The following is an 18,188-nucleotide window of genomic DNA, read 5'->3' as shown; positions in this document are numbered from 1 at the left end:
AATGAACCACAGAGTTGTAATCACCGGAATTGGTATTTATTCCTGCCTCGGAGAAAATCTCGAAGAGGTTAGTAAATCGTTATATGCCGGAAAAAGTGGTATTGTTTTCGATCAGGTAAGAAAGGATTTTGGCTTTCGGTCTGCGCTTACTGGCATGGTTCAGGAACCCGACCTGAAACCATTTTTATCAAGAAGGCAGCGTTTGGGAATGCACCAGCCTGCGATATATGCGTATATGTCGACGAAGGAAGCCATGGAAATGGCCAGACTGGACATTGACTTTCTGGAAACAACAGAGACTGGAATTATCTTCGGAAACGACAGCACAGCAGCCTCGGTCGTCGAAGCGCACGACAAGGCCAGAGAAAAATTCGATACGACTCTGATTGGAAGCGGTGCAATATTTCAGAATATGAACAGCACCGTAAACATGAACCTTTCAACAATTTTCAAGTTGAAAGGCATAAATTTTACGTTAAGCGCTGCATGTGCTTCCGGTTCTCATTCAATTGGAATGGGATACATTATGATCAGGCAAGGCTTGCAGGAGCGCGTTATCTGCGGCGGTGCTCAGGAAATAAATATCGCCGCGATGTGCAGCTTTGATGGTTTAGGTACATTTTCAGTTAACGAAACAGATCCGACCAAAGCATCCCGTCCTTTTGACCGAGACCGGGACGGACTTGTACCAAGCGGCGGTGCAGCGACGGTAATCCTGGAATCCTATGAAGCCGCCGTAAAACGTGGTGCAACGATTCTAGCCGAAGTTATCGGATATGGTTTTTCGTCCAACGGTGATCATATCTCTAACCCTAGTATGGACGGGCAGGTTCGATCATTAAATATGGCTTTAAAACAGGCTGATATTAAGGTTGGAGAGGTTGATTATATCAATGCGCACGCCACTTCTACACCCGTTGGAGATAGCAGCGAGGCAAAAGCAATTGGGGAAGTTTTTGGTGGTAAAGTGCCTGTTAGTTCAACGAAATCTATGACGGGGCATGAATGCTGGATGGCCGGAGCCAGCGAAGTTGTTTATTCCATGTTGATGATGCAGCAAAGTTTCATTGCGCCAAATATCAACTTTGAAAATCCTGACGACGAATCGGCTAAAATCAATATCATAGCAAAAACCAAAGAGCAGAAAATCGATTGTTTTCTATCCAACTCGTTTGGCTTTGGTGGAACTAATTCTACTTTGATAATTAGAAAAGTTTAGCGAATTTTTTACAGGAATTTTCTGTAATTCCCGCTTTGCGAATCGGGATTGTGGTGTTTTGCGCAATTTTCCGTTCGATAAAAACGTATTCCAATTTTACTTTCCGGCATTTAAGTTAAGATTGGAAATCGACATTTTTGTACATATTATTCTGACAAGTAGTTATTTAACAGAAATATTTTGACAGTTGAAGTGCGATTTGTGATGTTTCGTAAGGAATCTCTTAAAATTTAAGGGTAATTTGAAAAGTATAACCAAAGAATAAATTAATTTTGTAGCCATGAATGAAACACTTGTTACAATGGAATTGGGAGATATTATCGAGGAAACCAGGGACTTTTTATCAGAAGAATTTGAGGTTAACCGAAATCTTATTCTTCCTGAGAATAGTTTGAAAGATACACTGGATCTGGATAGTCTGGACTATGTGGACCTGGTAGTTTTGATCGAGGAAAATTTGAATATTAAGGTAACAGGTGAAGATTTTAAAGACATTGTAACCTTTGGTGATTTTTATAAGCTCGTACAAAAGAAATTGTCGCTGTAATTAATGAGCCGTTGGGATGGTAAAACCAAAGGATCTTTATTAGGGTATAAAATTTTCCTTTTTTTTGTTAAAGTCCTCGGGCTGGGGTTTGCGTATAAGCTGTTGAAACTGGTAACGTATTATTACTATATTTTCGCAGCCAAACCGAAAAATGCTCTCCTTGAATTTTACAAGGACACACTACACATTACCGGTAAACCGGCGCTGGCTCTGGTACGGAAAAATTTCTATATTTTCGGACAGACATTATTGGACAGGGCTGCTTTCCTTTTGGGAAAAGAATCGGCTTTTACCCATACTTTTGAGAATGAGCAATATCTGCTCGATATTAGGAACGGTGGAAAAGGCGGGATGCTGCTCAGTGCTCACCTGGGAAACTGGGAAACAGCCGGAAATCTACTCAAAGGAAGAATTACTCCCACGATAAATATTGTCATGCTGGATGCGGAAGTTGAAAGCATTAAAAAATTCATGGATCTTTCTACAGGAGGTTCCAGGTTCAAGGTCATTCCCATAAAAAATGATCTGTCACATATTATCTCTATTCGTAATGCGCTGGTAAATAACGAGTTTGTTGCTATTCATGCGGACAGGTATATGGAAGGGTCGAAATTCATTGAATTGGATTTTATGGGAAAAAGGGCCCGGTTTCCATATGGTCCCTTTATAATCGCCTCAAAATTTACTGCTCCGGTAACCTTTGTTTTTGCAGCGAAAGATGGGGAGCATAGTTATCATTTGAGCGCAACTGCGCCAATTACGCAAAAGATGAAGCCGGAGGAAATAGCCGGATTATACGTTAAGGAATTGGAAAAAAAGGTGCGTCAGTATCCGGAACAGTGGTTTAACTATTTCAATTTTTTTCAGGAATGATTGTAAAGAAAGAAAGAATAGCCGATATCATACCACACCGGCCTCCGTTTGTGATGATTGATAATCTCATCGAAGTAAGCGAAAGCCGTTTTGAATCGGATTTTTTTATTGACGAAGACAATATTTTAGTCCGGTCCGGATCTATGGAAGAGTCAGGCCTGATCGAAAATATCGCTCAGACATGTGCTGCCGGATTTGGTTATCTCGATCGTGAAAAGGAGGGAGAGCCCAGGATCGGATTTATCGGTGCAGTTTCAAAACTTGAATTATTTGAATTACCACTGGCTCATTCCACAATACATACGATCGTTACACCAACGCATCAATTAGGAAATATTTTCCTGGTAAAGGGCGAGAATTACTGTAATGGGCGTAAATTGCTTGAATGTGAAATTAAAATTGTAGTAACCTAATCACATTATATGGTGGTTTTCAGGTTACTTATTAAAATATATGCTCATCTCAGAAATTGAAATTGATATAAGGTTTAGTGAAACAGATGCCATGGGTGTTGTATGGCACGGCAATTATCTTAAGTTTTTTGAAGACGGACGAGAGGCTTTCGGCAAAGAATTTGGATTGGAATATCTAACAATTTTTGGTCATGGATATTTTACTCCCATCGTTAAGTCTGAAATTGATCATAAAGCTCCTGTGCATTATGGCCAGGTTATCAAGGTAATAACTAAATACATTCCGTCAAAGGCAGCAAAAATTATGTTCGAGTATGAGGTGATCAATATCTCGACAGGAGAGCTTTGCGCAGTCGGTAAAACCATGCAGGTTTTTTTAGAAAAGGAATCAAGGACGCTGGAATTGCTTACGCCGGATTTTTACCGGATTTGGAAAGAAAATAATAATATTTAGCCTTCGGGTAGCCGTTCGTAAAGAGGATTTTAAAATGACCTATATAGGTGCTGAGGAAATAATTAGTCCGCTGGGGCAAAATATTCAGGAAAATTTTGAAGCGGTCCGTGAAAACCGTTCAGGAATTTCATTGGTGCCGAAAGTGGGGTTTAATAAGGAAGACATTCATCTTGCAAAAATAATTACGCTGATTAAGAAGAATAAATTCGAGTTTTTACTGATTGATATCCTTGAAAAAGTCTTGAAACGGATTGATGCATCTATTATCCCATCAGAAAAAACGCTTGTTATTATCAGTTCAACCAAAGGGGATCTTGATAGAGATATTTCTAACCCGTTTGCGCCGGCGGTTGCGGCGTTGATGAAATATTTTAATCTGAAAAGTCAACCTCTGATTGTTTCCAATGCTTGTATTTCAGGTGTTCTTGCGATTAATGCTGCTAATAATTTTATAAAAGCCGGCTTATACGAACACGCAATTGTTATTGGCTGTGATGTAATTTCCGACTTTGTATTATATGGATTTCAGTCGCTTTTCGCAGTCAGCGCTCTGCCTTGCCTGCCTTTCGATAAAAGTAGAAGTGGTATCACGCTGGGTGAAGGTTGTTCGGCCGTTGTCGTTTCGAAAACCAGGGAGATTTATACAAGCTCACCACTGGAATTATTGTCAGGTACTTCGGCGAACGATGCCAATCATATTTCTGGTCCGTCAAGAACGGGTGAGGGGTTATACAGGACAATCAAAAGGACTTTGGAGCAGAACAATGTTTCGGCAGATGAGATAGATTTTATCTCGGCACATGGAACGGCGACTGTTTTTAATGACGAAATGGAAGCCATAGCATTTGATCGCCTGAATATGTCAGATATCCCGTTGAATAGTTTAAAGGGGTATTTTGGCCATACGTTAGGCGCTGCGGGCATTACAGAAACAGCGATTTCGATACAGATGATGCATCATAAGTTACTGGTTAAAAGTCTGGGGTATTCAGAAGCAGGAACTTCTAAAACCTTAAATATTGCAACGGAAAACAGAACTTCCGAATTAAATACGATACTTAAAACAGCTTCGGGCTTTGGAGGTTGTAACGCATCCCTAGTCTTTCGGAAATTATGAGGTCTATTACCGCCTATTGTCAAATCAGTGAAGATGCCTGTTATGTAAACGGAGACGTTGTTGCACAGAAAAATGAGGAGAGTCCGGATTCTTGGTTTAAGCAATTATATAAAGATCTGGCAATTGAATATCCAAAGTTTTATAAAATGGATATGCTGTCCCAGGCTGGCTTTTTGGGTTCTGAATTTATAAAACAAACATATCCCGGACTCATATCATCGTATGCAGAGGACGAGGTCGCACTGCTTTTCGCGAATAGTGAATCCAGCGCGGATACTGATATCCGTTTCAAGGAATCTTATCAGGATAAAGGCTCACCGAGCCCGTCGTTATTTGTGTATACATTACCCAATATTGTTCTAGGTGAACTTGCGATCAGGAATAAATTTTATGGTGAAAATATGTTTGCTGTTTTGCCTAAATTCGCACCTGATTTTTTCCTGCAATATGGACAAATTATGTTCGAAACTGGTTCAAAGGCAGTGCTGGCCGGCTGGCTTGGTATTCTGGAAGGCAAGGTTGAAGTCTCGGTATTTTTGATCGAACAAAACAAACCTGACGGATTACAGTTTAATAAACAAAATGTAATCAAATGTGCCAGCCCGGACGATCAGGCATGATCATTTCACGAAGTTTGACATACTAAACAAAAGAATTGACGAACGATGGATAGTTTAAAAGAAGATTTAAAAAAACATATAATAGAAGAATTGAACCTGGAAGATTTGCAGGTATCAGATATCGATGATGATGCGCTTTTGTTCAGTGCCGACGGCGTTGGTCTGGACTCGATCGATGCGCTTGAATTGATCGTACTGATGGAAAAATTTTACGGAATCCAGGTAACGAATCCGGATGAAGGAAAAGAGGCATTTCTAACCATCAATACGATGGCTGATTATATCGAAAAAAAGAAAAGCTGAATAACCGATGTCTGATTTCGGGTGGTGTATGACCAAATATAAGTACCACTTTCGAACTTATTACTCTCCAAGTTAAATGATTAAATGGCAGTACGAATAACAGGTTTGGGGCTCATTTCGGCGATCGGGTTAACGGTTGCAGAAAATCTGTACTCGTTAGAGAACGGTAAATCGGGTATTGCGCCTGTAAAATATTTAGACAGCGAAAGAGATTTTCTTGTTGGTGAGGTAAAATGTTCCAACGCAGAGTTATCGGATCATCTCGGCATTAAGGCTCAGCCCATCTCCCGAACATCTTTGTTAGGTTTAACCGCTGCCCGTGAGGCCTGGGGGAATAATCGTTACACGAACGAACTTCGAACAGGTATTATCTCGGCAACTTCCGTCGGAGGAATGGACACGACGGAACAATTTTACCAGGATTATCTGGATAAAAATGATCCTGATTATGCAGTTCTGCGATGTCATGATAGCGGAAACACAACCGAACGGATTGCCGCAGAGCTGGGAATATCGGGTTACATAAATACACTTTCAACAGCCTGTTCCTCGGGCGCAAATGCCATAATGCTGGGGGCGCGCCTGATCGAGCAGGGGAAGCTGGACCGGGTTTTGGTTGGCGGAACTGACGCACTGACGAATTTCACGATTAATGGATTTCGCTCACTCATGATTTACGATGACCGGTGGTGCCGGCCGTTTGATGAATCGCGCACCGGATTAAATCTTGGAGAGGGAGCCGCGTTTTTATTGCTGGAAAATGATAAGAGTATCCGTTTTTCCGGTAATTCAACAATTTGCTGTTTATCCGGATGGGCAAATGCAGCGGATGCATATCACCAGACTGCCTCTTCGCCAGAGGGAACAGGGGCGACGATGGCGATCCAAAATGCCATTGACGTTTCGGGGTTAAGCGCTCTGGATATTTCGTATGTCAATGCCCATGGAACGGGGACCAAAAATAATGATCTCTCTGAATCTACGGCGATGATTAACGTTTTTGGAGATAATATTCCGGATTTTAGTTCGACCAAACCTTTCACGGGACATACATTGGCGGCGGCAGGTGCGATCGAAGCAGTTTTTTCTGTTCTGGCTATTCAAAAAGGATTAATTTTCCCTAATCTGAATTACAAAACACCGATTGCTGAAACGGGCCTTGTACCCATAATGGAGTTGCAAAAAGATCAGCCGGTTCTGGCCGTTTTGTCTAATTCGTTCGGATTTGGAGGAAATAATTCGTCATTGGTTTTTTCTGTTCACAGATAGGTAAATATGCTCAACCGCTATTAATTTTTTTGTGAGTCAATAAGTTAGTAAAAATAAAAATGTATATAAACGCTGCGTCAACGATTTCTCATCAGCCTACATTTCAAAATGCAGGTTTTTCGAAGCTGATCGAGCCGCTCGAAAATTCTTCTGAACTGATAAGTCCGAATTATAAGGAATATATCGATGCAGGTTTGCTTCGGCGCATGAGCAAAATTTTGCGGATGTCCGTCGCGGCTGCGAAAGATTGCTTAAAGCAGGCCGAAATTGAACAGCCCGGAGCGATCATTGTTGGTACGGGACTGGGTTGTCTACAGGATACAGAAAAATTTCTGAATACTTTTTTGTCAGTTGAAGGGCTACTTCCGCCGACTTCTTTCATTCAATCCACCCACAATACAATTGCCGGCCAGATTTCTTTAAGTATCGGAAATCACGGGTACAATATGACGCATACGCAAAATACACTCTCTTTCGAACATGCATTAATTGACACTTCATTGCTGCTTAGTGAGGGAAGAGATAATATTGTTGCGGGTGCCGCAGATGAGCATATACCATTTCTCGAAGAAGCAGCAGAAAAACTGAATCTGCCATCAAAGAATAATCTTACTTCAGGAGCTTCCTTTTTTGTTTTAAGTAAAGAAAAATCGGACAGATCGTTGGCCAGGCTGAAAGATGTGAGAACAATCGGGCTTGTTCAGGATATTGATACTGAGATCGATTCTTTTTTGTCCGATAATTTTTTAAATGTTTCAGAAGTTGATCTGATTTTGTATTCAGATTTAAGCCCAAGGGTTGAGTCGGTAGCTAATAAATATTTCAATGAGCATTACCATGCAGATTCGAAAATGATCAACTATACAAAGTTGTCGGGGTTATACCCTACAAATTCGGCATTCGCAATGCATTACGGAATAGACAGAATCCAACAACACCCGGAACTGAAAAAAGTATTGGTCCTTAATGGATTGAATAAAATAAATTTAGGCCTAACACTGATCGAATCTCTTGAAACATAAAATAATAACCGCAACGACCGGGATCGCCCTTGTTCTCTGCGGATTCGCTTTTTGGGAAACAGGATATGTTGAATATATTCTGGGGATTCTTGCAATTTTATACCTGATCAGTACGGCATATGGGTCTTTTCAAATTCGGGCTAACTATTTTGTCACATCCATACATAAGGGGAAAAAAAAAGCAATTGCTCTTACATTTGACGACGGCCCGCATCCTGAAAACACACCGCGTATACTTGAAATTTTGAAGGAAAAGGGAGTTAAAGCCACTTTTTTCATTATTGGAAAAAATGCAGAGCAATATCCTGAAATCGTCCGGCGGATTGACGGGGAGGGCCATACTATTGCCAATCATTCATTTAGTCACAATTATCTGATCGCATTTTTTTCTACAAAACGTCTGGAAAAGGATCTGGCGCAATGTAACGAGGTTATTTATCAGATAATTTCAAAAAAAGTAAAACTTTTTCGTCCGCCCTTTGGCGTAACAAATCCAAGGTATAATACCGTTTTAAATAATTTGGGGCTGCAATCTATCGGCTGGTCTCTGCGAAGTTTTGACACCCGCGCGAAGAATAAATATCAATTGATTCAGAATGTAATTTCGAAAATGCAAAAACGGGATATCGTTTTATTGCACGATCACCTATCGGTAACCGCCGATGCACTCGAAGATTTGATAGAACATTGTCGCAGTAAAAATATCGATATCCTGCCGTTGCCGCTACTAATCAATAAGGAACCTTATGAAATTGTCTAAAATATTTTTTGCATTCCTCCTGATTTCAAATTCTTTAAATGTATTTGCTCAGGAATTTAAACCAGCATCTAATCCTGATAAAATTCTCGCCGATCTGAGAAAGTCGTCTCTTGCAACTTCTTCGATTCAGGCCGATTTTAAGGAAGAGAAATTCTTATCATTTTTAAAGGAACCGGAAAAATCAACGGGTGTTTTTTATTTTAAAAAAGCAGACCGCATGCGTTGGGAGCAGCAGACTCCCTTTAAATATATTATCCTGATCAACGGTGATAAATTACGTGTGCAAGATGGGAGCAAGGAAAAAAACATGGGTGCAGCCGGGCGTATGGCCGGTCAGATCAAGCAGGTTATGCTCGGCCTTGTTAACGGAGATTTCCAGGAAAGCAAGGCTTTTACGCAGGTTTGTATGGAAAACTCGAATCAATACATGGTGATTCTGACACCTACAAACAAGCGAATGAGAAATGTTTATTCGAAGATCAACCTCGTTTTTTCAAAAAGCAGTTTACGCTTGAAAGAACTTACGTTTTTTGAAAAGGGCGGAGATAAAAGCGTAATGAAATTCCAGAATGAGAGGTTTAATCAGCCCATCGCTGAATCTGTATTTTTGAATTTGTAGCCCCCATTCATTATCCCAAGTAAATTTCTGGTAATATGTTTCTTAATAATCTCTATAAAGTAACTGAACTAATTGCTGGTCCTCAATCTCTTTCGGCCAGCATTATCCTGGATCCGTCACACGAGATTTTTAAAGGGCATTTTCCGGGAGCGCCTGTCACGCCAGGTGTTGTCCAACTGCAAATAGTTAAGGAATTATTAGAACAGCATCTTGTTAAGAATTTGAGAATGAAGACTATGCGTGTCTGCAAATTTATTCAAATCATTAATCCTGAGGAGACACCGGAGATTCGTATTGAAATTAAATACAACGTTGGAGAAGTAATCGAGGTCATTGCTTCCGGAAGTTCTAAGGATATCACATATTTTAAGACACAAGTTTCCTATATTTAATAGCCGGTTTCTTCTGCGTGATCGCAAAATCTCATCGATTGATCAATGACTTTAAAAGATATTCATTGCTGCGTTTTAATTCCGACATTTAATAATCAAAAAACGCTCCGCCGGGTTATTGATGGTGTTTTAGCATATAGCCGTGAAGATATTATTGTAATTAACGATGGCTCCACCGACGACACGGCATCAATCCTTGCCACGTACGGAGAAAAAATCCGTGTGCTTACCAACGAAATAAACAAAGGGAAGGGGTTTTCTTTGCGGCGTGGATTTGAGGAAGCCATTCGTTTGGGGTATAAAAACGCTATTTCTGTTGATTCAGACGGACAACATCTGCCTTCTGATATCCCCTTGTTCGTTGAAGCTGCGCTGGATAATCCTGATGCGCTTCTGATGGGTTCCCGTAACATGATGCAGGAAGGAGTACCGGGAAAAAGTTCTTTTGGTAATAAATTTTCAAATTTCTGGTTCAAATTTGAAACCGGCCTGACTTTGCCGGATACGCAAACCGGTTTCAGGCTTTATCCGCTCGATCCGATCAGGAATATCAGGCTCTTTACTTCCAAGTTTGAGACAGAAATTGAAGTAATCGTCAAACTTGCCTGGAGCGATGTGAAGATTATTCCGATTAATATTCAGGTGATTTATGACAGCAATGAGCGCGTTACGCATTTCCGTCCTTTCCGTGATTTTACGCGGATCAGTATTCTGAATACCTATTTTGTTATCCTGACACTTCTTTATTACCTGCCGCGACGGCTTTTTTTTTATATAAAAAAGAAGGGCCTTTGGCAGATCATCAAGGAAGAAGCACTGAAAAAAAATGAAAGCAATTTCAGTAAAGCAAAGTCAATCGGCTTTGGCATTTTTATGGGAATTGTGCCGATCTGGGGCTTTCAACTGCTGGTAGGAATTCCCCTTTCGGTATACTTCCGGATGAATAAAGTGCTTTTTCTAGCCGCCGCCAATATCAGTCTGCCGCCATTAATTCCTTTCATAATTTTCGGGAGTTATAAATTTGGAGGATTATTTTATAAAAACGGTGTGCAACTTGATTCTTTCGAAGACCTGACGCTGGAATCGATCCATGTAAACTTTGTTCAATATTTTCTGGGAGGGACTTTGCTGGCAATTTTCTCAGGCCTGTCGGCCTTCGGAATTTCCTGGATGGCCTTAAAAATCTCACGAAAAGATCGCTGAGCGAGTTATTCATACGTACTTTCCTTTATTAAAAACATTGTTATGAATTCGATTCTTGCCTCCGTTCAGGATCTTAAAATTTACTATGAAAACCAGTTGAAGTCAGCACGTTTGCGAGCTATTGGCTGGGAGCTTGCCGCGATGGTCGTCTTTGGTGTTCTGGCATATTTCAGCAAACAGACTGTTTTGTATATCCTTGGATTTTTAGTTGTTGGTATCATCGCAGTCATTCACCGGTATCACTATAAAAAATCATATGCGAGAATTGCAATTTTCAAAACTGCTTTTCCCGATTCCTGGCGGGAGATACTGAGGATGCATTCAGTTTTTTATCAAAGCCTGGATGCTAAAAAGCAAGCTCTGTTTGAAAAACGAGTGCAGCTGTTTTTATTCGGAAAACGGGTCGAAGGCATTGATACCGAAGTTGACGATCTGGTCCGTGTGCTCGTCGCAGCAAGCGCAATCATACCAACTTTCGCATTTCCGGCATTTGATTATCCCGAGCTTCATGAGGTTCTGGTCTATCCGGCGTCGTTCAGTCAAAAGTTCGAAATAGGGGAGGATCAACAATCTGAAAATATAGAAGGAATGGTAGGGAATCGTTATATGAACCATTCACTTTTGTTGTCGAAGCCAGCTTTGCTCAATGGTTTTAATGGACGCAAAGGCGATAATAATGTGGGTATCCACGAATTCGTTCATCTTCTGGACCGGGAAGACGGAGAAGCTGACGGTATGCCGGAGCGCCTCGCCGATCACGCCTATGTTTTGCCCTGGCTCCATTTGATCAAAAAAGAAATGCAGGAAATCAAAAGTGGTGAGTCTGATATTAATCCTTATGCGATAACTAACAACGCTGAATTTCTAGCTGTGGTAAGTGAATATTTCTTCAATAACCCGGAAGAATTTGAGAAAAAACATCCGGAATTGTATACTTTGCTTTCAAAATTTTATCACCAGGCGCCAGGAGAAAAGTTAAGAAGTTGATTGTTAGGTTATTTTAGCTGTTGAATTTTAAATAACTGTGATGAGTTACTTTTTTTATATGAATAGTATAATTGATGTTCTATGTATTTTTACAAAAAAAATAAGAATTAAACAAAAATAAGGCGTTTTGGATTTTGTTATGAGGCCTCATTCTCTATATTTACGAGAATTTAAAACCTTTAACCTAATTCATATCGCGCATGAGTAATATTACCTATTTAGTGCCAGTTTTAGGCCTGATTGGCTTGCTGGTTATGTTTTTTAAAAGAGGTTGGGTTATCAGGCAAGATGCCGGTGACGGAAACATGAAAGAAATTGCAGATGCCATCGCAGATGGAGCACTTGCGTTTCTAAAAGCTGAGTGGCGGGTGCTCATCGTCTTCGGCATCATAGTCAGTATTTTATTAGGATATTCCGGTACACTGGTTGAAAATTCCAGTGTTTTTATTGGCGCTTCGTTTATAGTTGGCGCCTTCATCTCTGCCTTTGCCGGGTATATCGGGATGAATATTGCTACCAAATCCAATGTGCGTACTACACAAGCCGCACGTACAAGCCTTACCAAAGCGCTTGAAGTTTCATTCACAGGTGGTTCTGTTATGGGAATCGGAGTGGCGAGTTTGGCGGTAATCGGTCTTGGCGGTCTTTTTATAATTTTATATCATTTTTTTGTTGGCGATAGCTCCGAGGTGAATGGTCTCGGTATGGAAAAGGTACTTGAAGTACTGGCCGGTTTCTCATTAGGAGCAGAATCAATTGCACTTTTTGCACGTGTGGGTGGCGGGATTTATACAAAAGCTGCTGACGTAGGTGCCGATTTGGTAGGTAAGGTCGAAGCGGGAATTCCGGAAGATGACCCGAGAAATCCGGCAACAATTGCTGATAATGTTGGTGATAACGTCGGAGATGTGGCCGGTATGGGAGCCGATTTGTTTGGTTCATATGTGGCAACAATTCTTGCTACCATGGTTTTGGGACGAGAAATTGTCGCTGAAAGTGTAGATAATTTTGGAGGTATTTCACCAATTTTATTGCCTATGGTGATTGCCGGAGCAGGCTTGATCGCTTCCATTATCAGTATGCTTTTTGTCAAAATCAGCAGCGATCATGGTGACGTACAAGGTGCTTTGAACCGGGGCAACTGGGGATCTATAATTATCACACTGATTGCCTGTTATCCTTTAACAATCTGGATGTTACCCGAAGGAGTGCTAACGATTCGCGGTGTTGAATTTACTTCCATGCACGTTTTTTATTCGATTTTGCTGGGTTCAATTGTGGGCGCCATTATGTCCACCGTTACCGAATATTATACAGCTATGGGTAAAAGGCCAGTGCAATCAATTGTCAATCAGTCTTCTACTGGACATGCTACAAATATTATAGGAGGACTTTCCGTGGGTATGGAATCTACCGTTATCCCGACCTTGGTTCTTGCAGCTGGAATTTTTATCAGTTACGAATTTGCGGGTCTATATGGTGTGGCCATCGCGGCGGCCGGTATGATGGCGACCACCGCGATGCAGCTTGCGATTGATGCTTTTGGCCCTATCGCAGATAACGCCGGCGGTATTGCGGAAATGGCACATTTGCCGGAAGAAGTTCGTGGAAGGACTGATGTTCTGGATGCGGTGGGCAATACTACGGCAGCTTCTGGAAAAGGTTTTGCCATTGCTTCTGCGGCATTGACATCACTTGCGCTATTCGCGGCATTTTGCGGTGTAGCAGGTATCAGTTCGATCGATATTTACAAGGCCAATGTACTCGCCGGACTTTTCGTCGGCGCTATGATCCCTTTTATTTTCTCTTCACTTGCTATCGCGGCGGTGGGTCGAGCTGCGATGAAAATGGTTGAAGAAGTACGCCGTCAGTTCCGTGAGATTCCGGGAATTATGGAAGGTACGGCCAAACCCGAGTACGACAAATGTGTAGCGATTTCCACAGAGGCATCTATTAAAGAAATGGTTGCTCCCGGTTTAATAGCGCTGCTGGTTCCGGTGATTGTTGGATTTCTGTTTGGCCCGGAAGTTCTGGGAGGAACGTTAGCTGGGGTCACTGTATCTGGTGTCTTAATGGGGATTTTCCAGAATAACGCGGGGGGAGCGTGGGATAATGCAAAAAAATCTTTCGAAAAGGGTGTCGATATTAACGGCAAGACGTATTTCAAAGGCTCGGATCCTCACAAAGCTGCGGTAACAGGTGATACGGTTGGCGACCCGTTTAAAGACACTTCGGGGCCATCTATGAATATCCTGATCAAGTTGATGTCGATTGTTTCTCTCGTTATTGCACCGCATATTGCGGTCGTTCCCGTTGGTGAGGTTGGTGTGATTGAAGAAGAAGTTATTGAAATGCCAATGCAGACTATTGAAACAACAACGCTCGATCTGAACGGAACAAAGTTGATTATTGCAGCCTCCGGAAATCCTGTGGAAACTTCTTTGCTGGATTTTATCAAGTCTGATAAAAAAACGGATAAAGAAACCTGGTTCGATTTTGATCGGTTGCTTTTTGAAACGGCGAGTGCAAAACTGGAACCTCAATCGGAAGAGCAGCTGGAAAATGTCGCAGAAATCTTGAAAGCTTATCCCGCAGTTTCAATTAAATTGGGAGGATATACAGACAACACAGGAGACGCGGCTGCAAACTTGAAATTATCGAGCGAAAGAGCTCAATCTGTAAAAAAAGAGCTATCAGATTTAGGGATTGCCAATTCCCGGCTGGAATCAGAAGGTTATGGTGAGGAGCATCCTGTGGCTTCAAATGATACGGAGGAAGGAAGAGCACAAAATCGAAGGATTTCTATAAGAGTTACAAAAAAGTAAAAATCATCAAGAATAAAAAAAACGCCGGATTAAATAGACTTAATCCGGCGTTTTCTTTATTGTTGATGAAAGTCTTTAAAATTGTTGATAAGCGAATGTCCTGTTACTCTTTCTCCACATCTGTGGATTTTTAATGGAATAACTGGTGTTAAGCAAAGTTGATGACGACTCGAAATCAGGAGTCAAAACACATGCGTTATCTATATATTTTTCAAGTAAAGCAATAGAACAATTCAACGACGAATAGCTGATACCAGCGTCATTAAGAGTATGAAACAGATCCCTAAGTACTGCAAGATCCGTTTGGGCCATCAGTAAATTTTCTTGATTTGCTTCGAAAGATTCAAGGTTCATTTTTTTAAATTATTAAGCTGGTTATTTAGTTGAATGGATTAATAAAAAACCTGTACCAGCAAAATAATGTGAAAAGTGTGGAAAATGAATTTTATTGATCAGGAGCAGAATTTCTAATTTGCCTGGTCTTTCAATGCGAAATCTTTCTATTCTTCAATCGCTTTCTGTCCACCAGAATTCCCAGTCCGAAATGATCTGGGAAATTATAAACAGACTGGCCTGTCTGCCTGGCGATATCGAGCACCGCCTGTTTGACATCGGGAAAACTTTCTGTATCGTGAAATATTGTACAGTCGCTGTGTTTTGCAGTCCACAAGCCGCATTCAAATGTTTCTTGATACGTGTGAACAATGTCTACATGCGCAAAGTCGTAACGGGAATTATCTTTTTGGATCCAGGTTTGATAATCAGATTTAAACAGCTCGATATTCTGGTAAACTGAGAGCGCCTCTTTTGTCTGTTCGTAATGATTTTCTTTATTGTCGGTATGAATATCACCCTCGAATGTATCAACGCCTGTAACTTTCTCGAAAAAATTAGAAAATACGACGGTCGAATAACCGAATTCCACACCGAATTCAATACATCTTTCCCGTCCAATTTTAAATTCATCCAGAATATCTTCGATGATTAGTTCCAGACCTTTCCATGCCGAGACAACATCAAGTGTTTTTTCAGGCTTAACTAACTTCGACGGTTGATAGCGTTTGAAATCAGGTTTTTTGAAAAATGTTTCCTTAAAAACTTTGCTAATGTTCATGAATAATTTTGTTAAGGTGAGCGCTGTGCATTTATCTTTCAGGCTTTTGGCTAAGACTAAAAACAGTCAAGAAAGGTTGTAATGTAATCCTTGATAGTTTTTCTATAGCGGCGCCTGTCCTGATCAGATCGTCTGATCAGGCAAAATAACGGTATCAGTTTTGTATAAGGCTCACGTTTGTCACCTTCGCCGTTTCCAGCACTTCCGGATTATGTGAGCAAATGAAGAGTCCGGCGATGATTTTATCAGGTAGATTTTCCATCGTTTGTGAACCAACAAGTTTTAGCGGTGTACCTTTTTGGGCTACTTTCATTGTATACTCTTTACCTTTCCGTTGCAATTGAATGGTTTGAATATTTTTCTCCTTACTGAAAATCTCATCCTCTGGGTCACGCATCTTTTCTCCTTTATTCACGCGCCATTGCATAACCGTCAGGCCGTCGCCATGAAGTACCGCACTAATATGTGATGCATTATCATAAAGCGATTCGCGGATCATCCAGCCCACTTTTCGGTGTGGATCAGCTCCTTTTCCTTCGAATTCAAAATCTGCTGTAAACGTAAAATCACCGTCCATTTCCTTGTACAAAAATTGAAATTCGTCCCGCTCAAACCAGATGTTATAGCCTGCTCCTTTGAGCGTATAAGTTTTCGTGTCCTTATCGTATTCGGATATACCGGGAAGTTTCGGAGTGCCAATATCTGCACTTAAATCAAAATCACCGATTTTCTTTGCCGGAGCAAAGCTGAACAGAAGCGAAGCCGCTAATAATATGTATGAAAATATTTTACCTAACATGGCGAATTTTAACTTTAGGGACCGACATAGTTTTAGATAAATGTACATTCTTTTAAATTGTTAGTACTATCAAAAGAATGTCAAATGACATATGGCTATCAAAAATCATACAAGCGATCAAAGTATTTTACCAATAAGCCTTGCTTTATTAATGGAATCATAACTAAACCGGCTCAGACTGCCTGAAAACTTAAATAAATACATGAACAATTTTAATATCAATCGTCGCCAGTTTCTCTACGGAGCTTCGGCGTCTCTTGCGCTCAGTACTTTTGGTGCGCACGGTATGGATCTGATCAATCCGGCTAAACCATACAGGGTTGGATTAATTGGGACGGGCTGGTATGGAAAAAGTGATTTGTTCAGATTAATTCAAGTAGTGCCTGTTGAAGTTATAGCATTATGCGACGTCGATAAAAATCAGTTATCCGAAGCAGGTAAGCTGGTGAGCCAACGACAGAAATCAGGAAAAACGCCAAAATTATATGGCGATTACCAAAAAATGCTTGCGGAAAATCAGCTTGATATTGTCCTGATCGGCACTCCGGACCATTGGCATGCGCTGCAAATGATCGACTCGGTGAAATCGGGTGCGAATGTTTACGTACAAAAACCGATCAGTGTCGATGTGATGGAAGGCGAGGCGATGGTTGCTGCGGCCAGAAAGTATAAAAAAGTTGTTCAGGTTGGGACACAGCGGAAAAGCACACCTCATTTGATCGATGCGAAAAAGAACATTGTGGATGCCGGCTTGCTTGGTAAAATTTCACACGTAGAAATGTGTTGTTATTATCACATGAGAGCTAACGGAAATCCTCCTGTGGAAGCAGTTCCTGATTTTCTGGACTATGAAATGTGGACCGGTCCGGCGCCTCTCCGGCCCTATGACGGATTGCCGCATGTGCGTTGGTGGAGAACTTTTAACGAATACGGAAACGGGATTATGGGCGATATGTGTATTCATATGTTTGATACGGTACGATGGATGTTAAAACTTGGCTGGCCTAAGAAAATCAGTTCGACAGGCGGGATTTATGTTCAGAAGGAGGGGAAATCTAATATCTCAGATACTCAATCGGCACTATTTGAATATGATGGCCTGAACTGTGTCTGGCAGCACCGGAGCTGGGGAACGCCGGCCGATCCGGATTATCCGTGGTCGTTTACTTTGTTTGGAGAGAAAGGTACGCTCAAAGCCAGCACCATGTCTTACGATTTCATTCCGGCGGGGAAAGGTGAGAAAATCCATAAGGATGTAGTTTTTGAAAAGGAGAAATATCCTGAAGATCTTAAAGAAGATAAAATAGAATTAAATGCTGCCCCTGCCACACGTCTGCATATGCTTGACTTCGTTGCCGCTATTGAAAATGGTGGCCGGCCGATTGCAGATATTGAAGAAGGACATATTTCTACGGCAAGTTGTATCCTTGCAAATCTTTCCATGCAAACCGGCCGGCCCATCGTTTATGATCCGAAGAAAAGGGAAATCATAGGTGACAGAGAAGCGAATGGACTGCTCGCTCGGACATACCGCAAACCTTATATTCACCCGAATCCCGAGAAAGTCTGAATTATACTTATGCCGGATAAAGTAAAACAGTTCGAAATACTCGGACTGTTTTTTTGTTTATGGATTTATTGAATCAGCATGG

The 18,188-nt window shown here is 41.2% G+C and carries 20 protein-coding genes; 17 read left to right on the top strand and 3 right to left on the bottom strand.

What is annotated here, in order from left to right:
• Position 1: 1 nt before the first annotated feature.
• From BMY70_RS09210 to BMY70_RS09135, 16 genes are all read left to right on the top strand, one after another.
• Positions 2-1,219 carry a beta-ketoacyl-[acyl-carrier-protein] synthase family protein gene (locus BMY70_RS09210; RefSeq protein ID WP_090334892.1) on the top strand — a complete coding sequence of 406 codons (1,218 nt, stop codon included), beginning with the start codon at positions 2-4 and terminating at the stop codon, positions 1,217-1,219.
• 280 nt (positions 1,220-1,499) lie between these two features.
• Positions 1,500-1,766: an acyl carrier protein gene (locus BMY70_RS09205; RefSeq protein WP_229209547.1), complete on the top strand. Its 267-nt coding sequence runs from the start codon at positions 1,500-1,502 to the stop codon at positions 1,764-1,766.
• A 3-nt stretch (positions 1,767-1,769) separates the two neighbouring features.
• On the top strand, positions 1,770-2,639 hold the full coding sequence (locus BMY70_RS09200) for a lysophospholipid acyltransferase family protein (RefSeq protein ID WP_090334891.1): 870 nt from the start codon (positions 1,770-1,772) through the stop codon (positions 2,637-2,639).
• On the top strand, positions 2,636-3,052 hold the full coding sequence (locus tag BMY70_RS09195) for a hotdog family protein (protein WP_090334890.1): 417 nt from the start codon (positions 2,636-2,638) through the stop codon (positions 3,050-3,052). The genes BMY70_RS09200 and BMY70_RS09195 overlap by 4 nt, the downstream gene beginning before the upstream one ends.
• Positions 3,053-3,092: 40 nt before the next feature.
• Complete coding sequence (locus BMY70_RS09190; protein WP_090334889.1) at positions 3,093-3,506, top strand: acyl-CoA thioesterase; 414 nt, start codon at positions 3,093-3,095, stop codon at positions 3,504-3,506.
• A 34-nt stretch (positions 3,507-3,540) separates the two neighbouring features.
• Positions 3,541-4,623 (top strand): beta-ketoacyl-[acyl-carrier-protein] synthase family protein, encoded by a 1,083-nt coding sequence (locus tag BMY70_RS09185; RefSeq protein ID WP_090334888.1) that lies wholly within the window; start codon positions 3,541-3,543, stop codon positions 4,621-4,623.
• A complete protein-coding gene (locus tag BMY70_RS09180; RefSeq protein WP_090334887.1) occupies positions 4,620-5,243 on the top strand; it encodes a hypothetical protein in 624 nt (207 codons plus the stop codon). The genes BMY70_RS09185 and BMY70_RS09180 overlap by 4 nt, the downstream gene beginning before the upstream one ends.
• A gap of 45 nt (positions 5,244-5,288) precedes the next feature.
• Positions 5,289-5,546, top strand: a complete 258-nt coding sequence (locus tag BMY70_RS09175) for a phosphopantetheine-binding protein (RefSeq protein ID WP_090334886.1) — start codon at positions 5,289-5,291, stop codon at positions 5,544-5,546.
• 84 nt (positions 5,547-5,630) lie between these two features.
• A complete protein-coding gene (locus tag BMY70_RS09170; protein ID WP_090334885.1) occupies positions 5,631-6,815 on the top strand; it encodes a beta-ketoacyl-[acyl-carrier-protein] synthase family protein in 1,185 nt (394 codons plus the stop codon).
• Between the two features lie 59 nt (positions 6,816-6,874).
• On the top strand, positions 6,875-7,837 hold the full coding sequence (locus BMY70_RS09165) for a beta-ketoacyl synthase chain length factor (protein ID WP_090334884.1): 963 nt from the start codon (positions 6,875-6,877) through the stop codon (positions 7,835-7,837).
• A complete protein-coding gene (locus BMY70_RS09160; RefSeq protein WP_090334883.1) occupies positions 7,827-8,597 on the top strand; it encodes a polysaccharide deacetylase family protein in 771 nt (256 codons plus the stop codon). Before BMY70_RS09165 ends, BMY70_RS09160 begins: the two co-directional genes overlap by 11 nt.
• Positions 8,584-9,216, top strand: coding sequence for a flexirubin biosynthesis/transport protein LolA2 (gene lolA2 / locus BMY70_RS09155; RefSeq protein WP_090334882.1), 633 nt, complete (start codon positions 8,584-8,586; stop codon positions 9,214-9,216). The genes BMY70_RS09160 and lolA2 overlap by 14 nt, the downstream gene beginning before the upstream one ends.
• 35 nt (positions 9,217-9,251) lie before the next feature.
• The gene (locus BMY70_RS09150) at positions 9,252-9,608 is read left to right on the top strand and encodes an ApeI family dehydratase (RefSeq protein ID WP_090334881.1); all 357 of its coding nucleotides are present in this window, start codon (positions 9,252-9,254) and stop codon (positions 9,606-9,608) included.
• Positions 9,609-9,653: 45 nt separating this feature from the next.
• Positions 9,654-10,811 carry a DUF2062 domain-containing protein gene (locus BMY70_RS09145; protein ID WP_090334880.1) on the top strand — a complete coding sequence of 386 codons (1,158 nt, stop codon included), beginning with the start codon at positions 9,654-9,656 and terminating at the stop codon, positions 10,809-10,811.
• 42 nt (positions 10,812-10,853) lie between these two features.
• The gene (locus BMY70_RS09140) at positions 10,854-11,798 is read left to right on the top strand and encodes a M90 family metallopeptidase (RefSeq protein ID WP_090334879.1); all 945 of its coding nucleotides are present in this window, start codon (positions 10,854-10,856) and stop codon (positions 11,796-11,798) included.
• A 200-nt stretch (positions 11,799-11,998) separates the two neighbouring features.
• The gene (locus tag BMY70_RS09135) at positions 11,999-14,623 is read left to right on the top strand and encodes a sodium-translocating pyrophosphatase (protein ID WP_090334878.1); all 2,625 of its coding nucleotides are present in this window, start codon (positions 11,999-12,001) and stop codon (positions 14,621-14,623) included.
• A 75-nt stretch (positions 14,624-14,698) separates the two neighbouring features.
• Here BMY70_RS09135 and BMY70_RS09130 read toward each other — a convergent pair whose 3' ends face one another.
• From BMY70_RS09130 to BMY70_RS09120, 3 genes are all read right to left on the bottom strand, one after another.
• Positions 14,699-14,977: a hypothetical protein gene (locus tag BMY70_RS09130; protein WP_090334877.1), complete on the bottom strand. Its 279-nt coding sequence runs from the start codon at positions 14,975-14,977 to the stop codon at positions 14,699-14,701.
• Between the two features lie 130 nt (positions 14,978-15,107).
• Entirely contained in the window at positions 15,108-15,737 is a 630-nt protein-coding gene (locus BMY70_RS09125) for a class I SAM-dependent methyltransferase (RefSeq protein WP_090334876.1), read from the bottom strand.
• A gap of 154 nt (positions 15,738-15,891) precedes the next feature.
• Positions 15,892-16,536 carry a hypothetical protein gene (locus BMY70_RS09120; RefSeq protein WP_090334875.1) on the bottom strand — a complete coding sequence of 215 codons (645 nt, stop codon included), beginning with the start codon at positions 16,534-16,536 and terminating at the stop codon, positions 15,892-15,894.
• A 202-nt stretch (positions 16,537-16,738) separates the two neighbouring features.
• On the opposite strand from BMY70_RS09120, the gene BMY70_RS09115 reads away from it, so the two are divergent.
• Positions 16,739-18,106, top strand: coding sequence for a Gfo/Idh/MocA family protein (locus BMY70_RS09115; protein WP_090334874.1), 1,368 nt, complete (start codon positions 16,739-16,741; stop codon positions 18,104-18,106).
• The last annotated feature ends 82 nt before the right edge of the window (positions 18,107-18,188 follow it).

This window comes from Dyadobacter koreensis, assembly GCF_900108855.1.
In the GTDB taxonomy this organism is placed as follows: Bacteria; Bacteroidota; Bacteroidia; order Cytophagales; family Spirosomataceae; genus Dyadobacter; species Dyadobacter koreensis.
The sequence above is the reverse complement of the archived record's forward strand: the minus strand, read 5'-3'. Positions and strand labels throughout refer to the sequence as shown.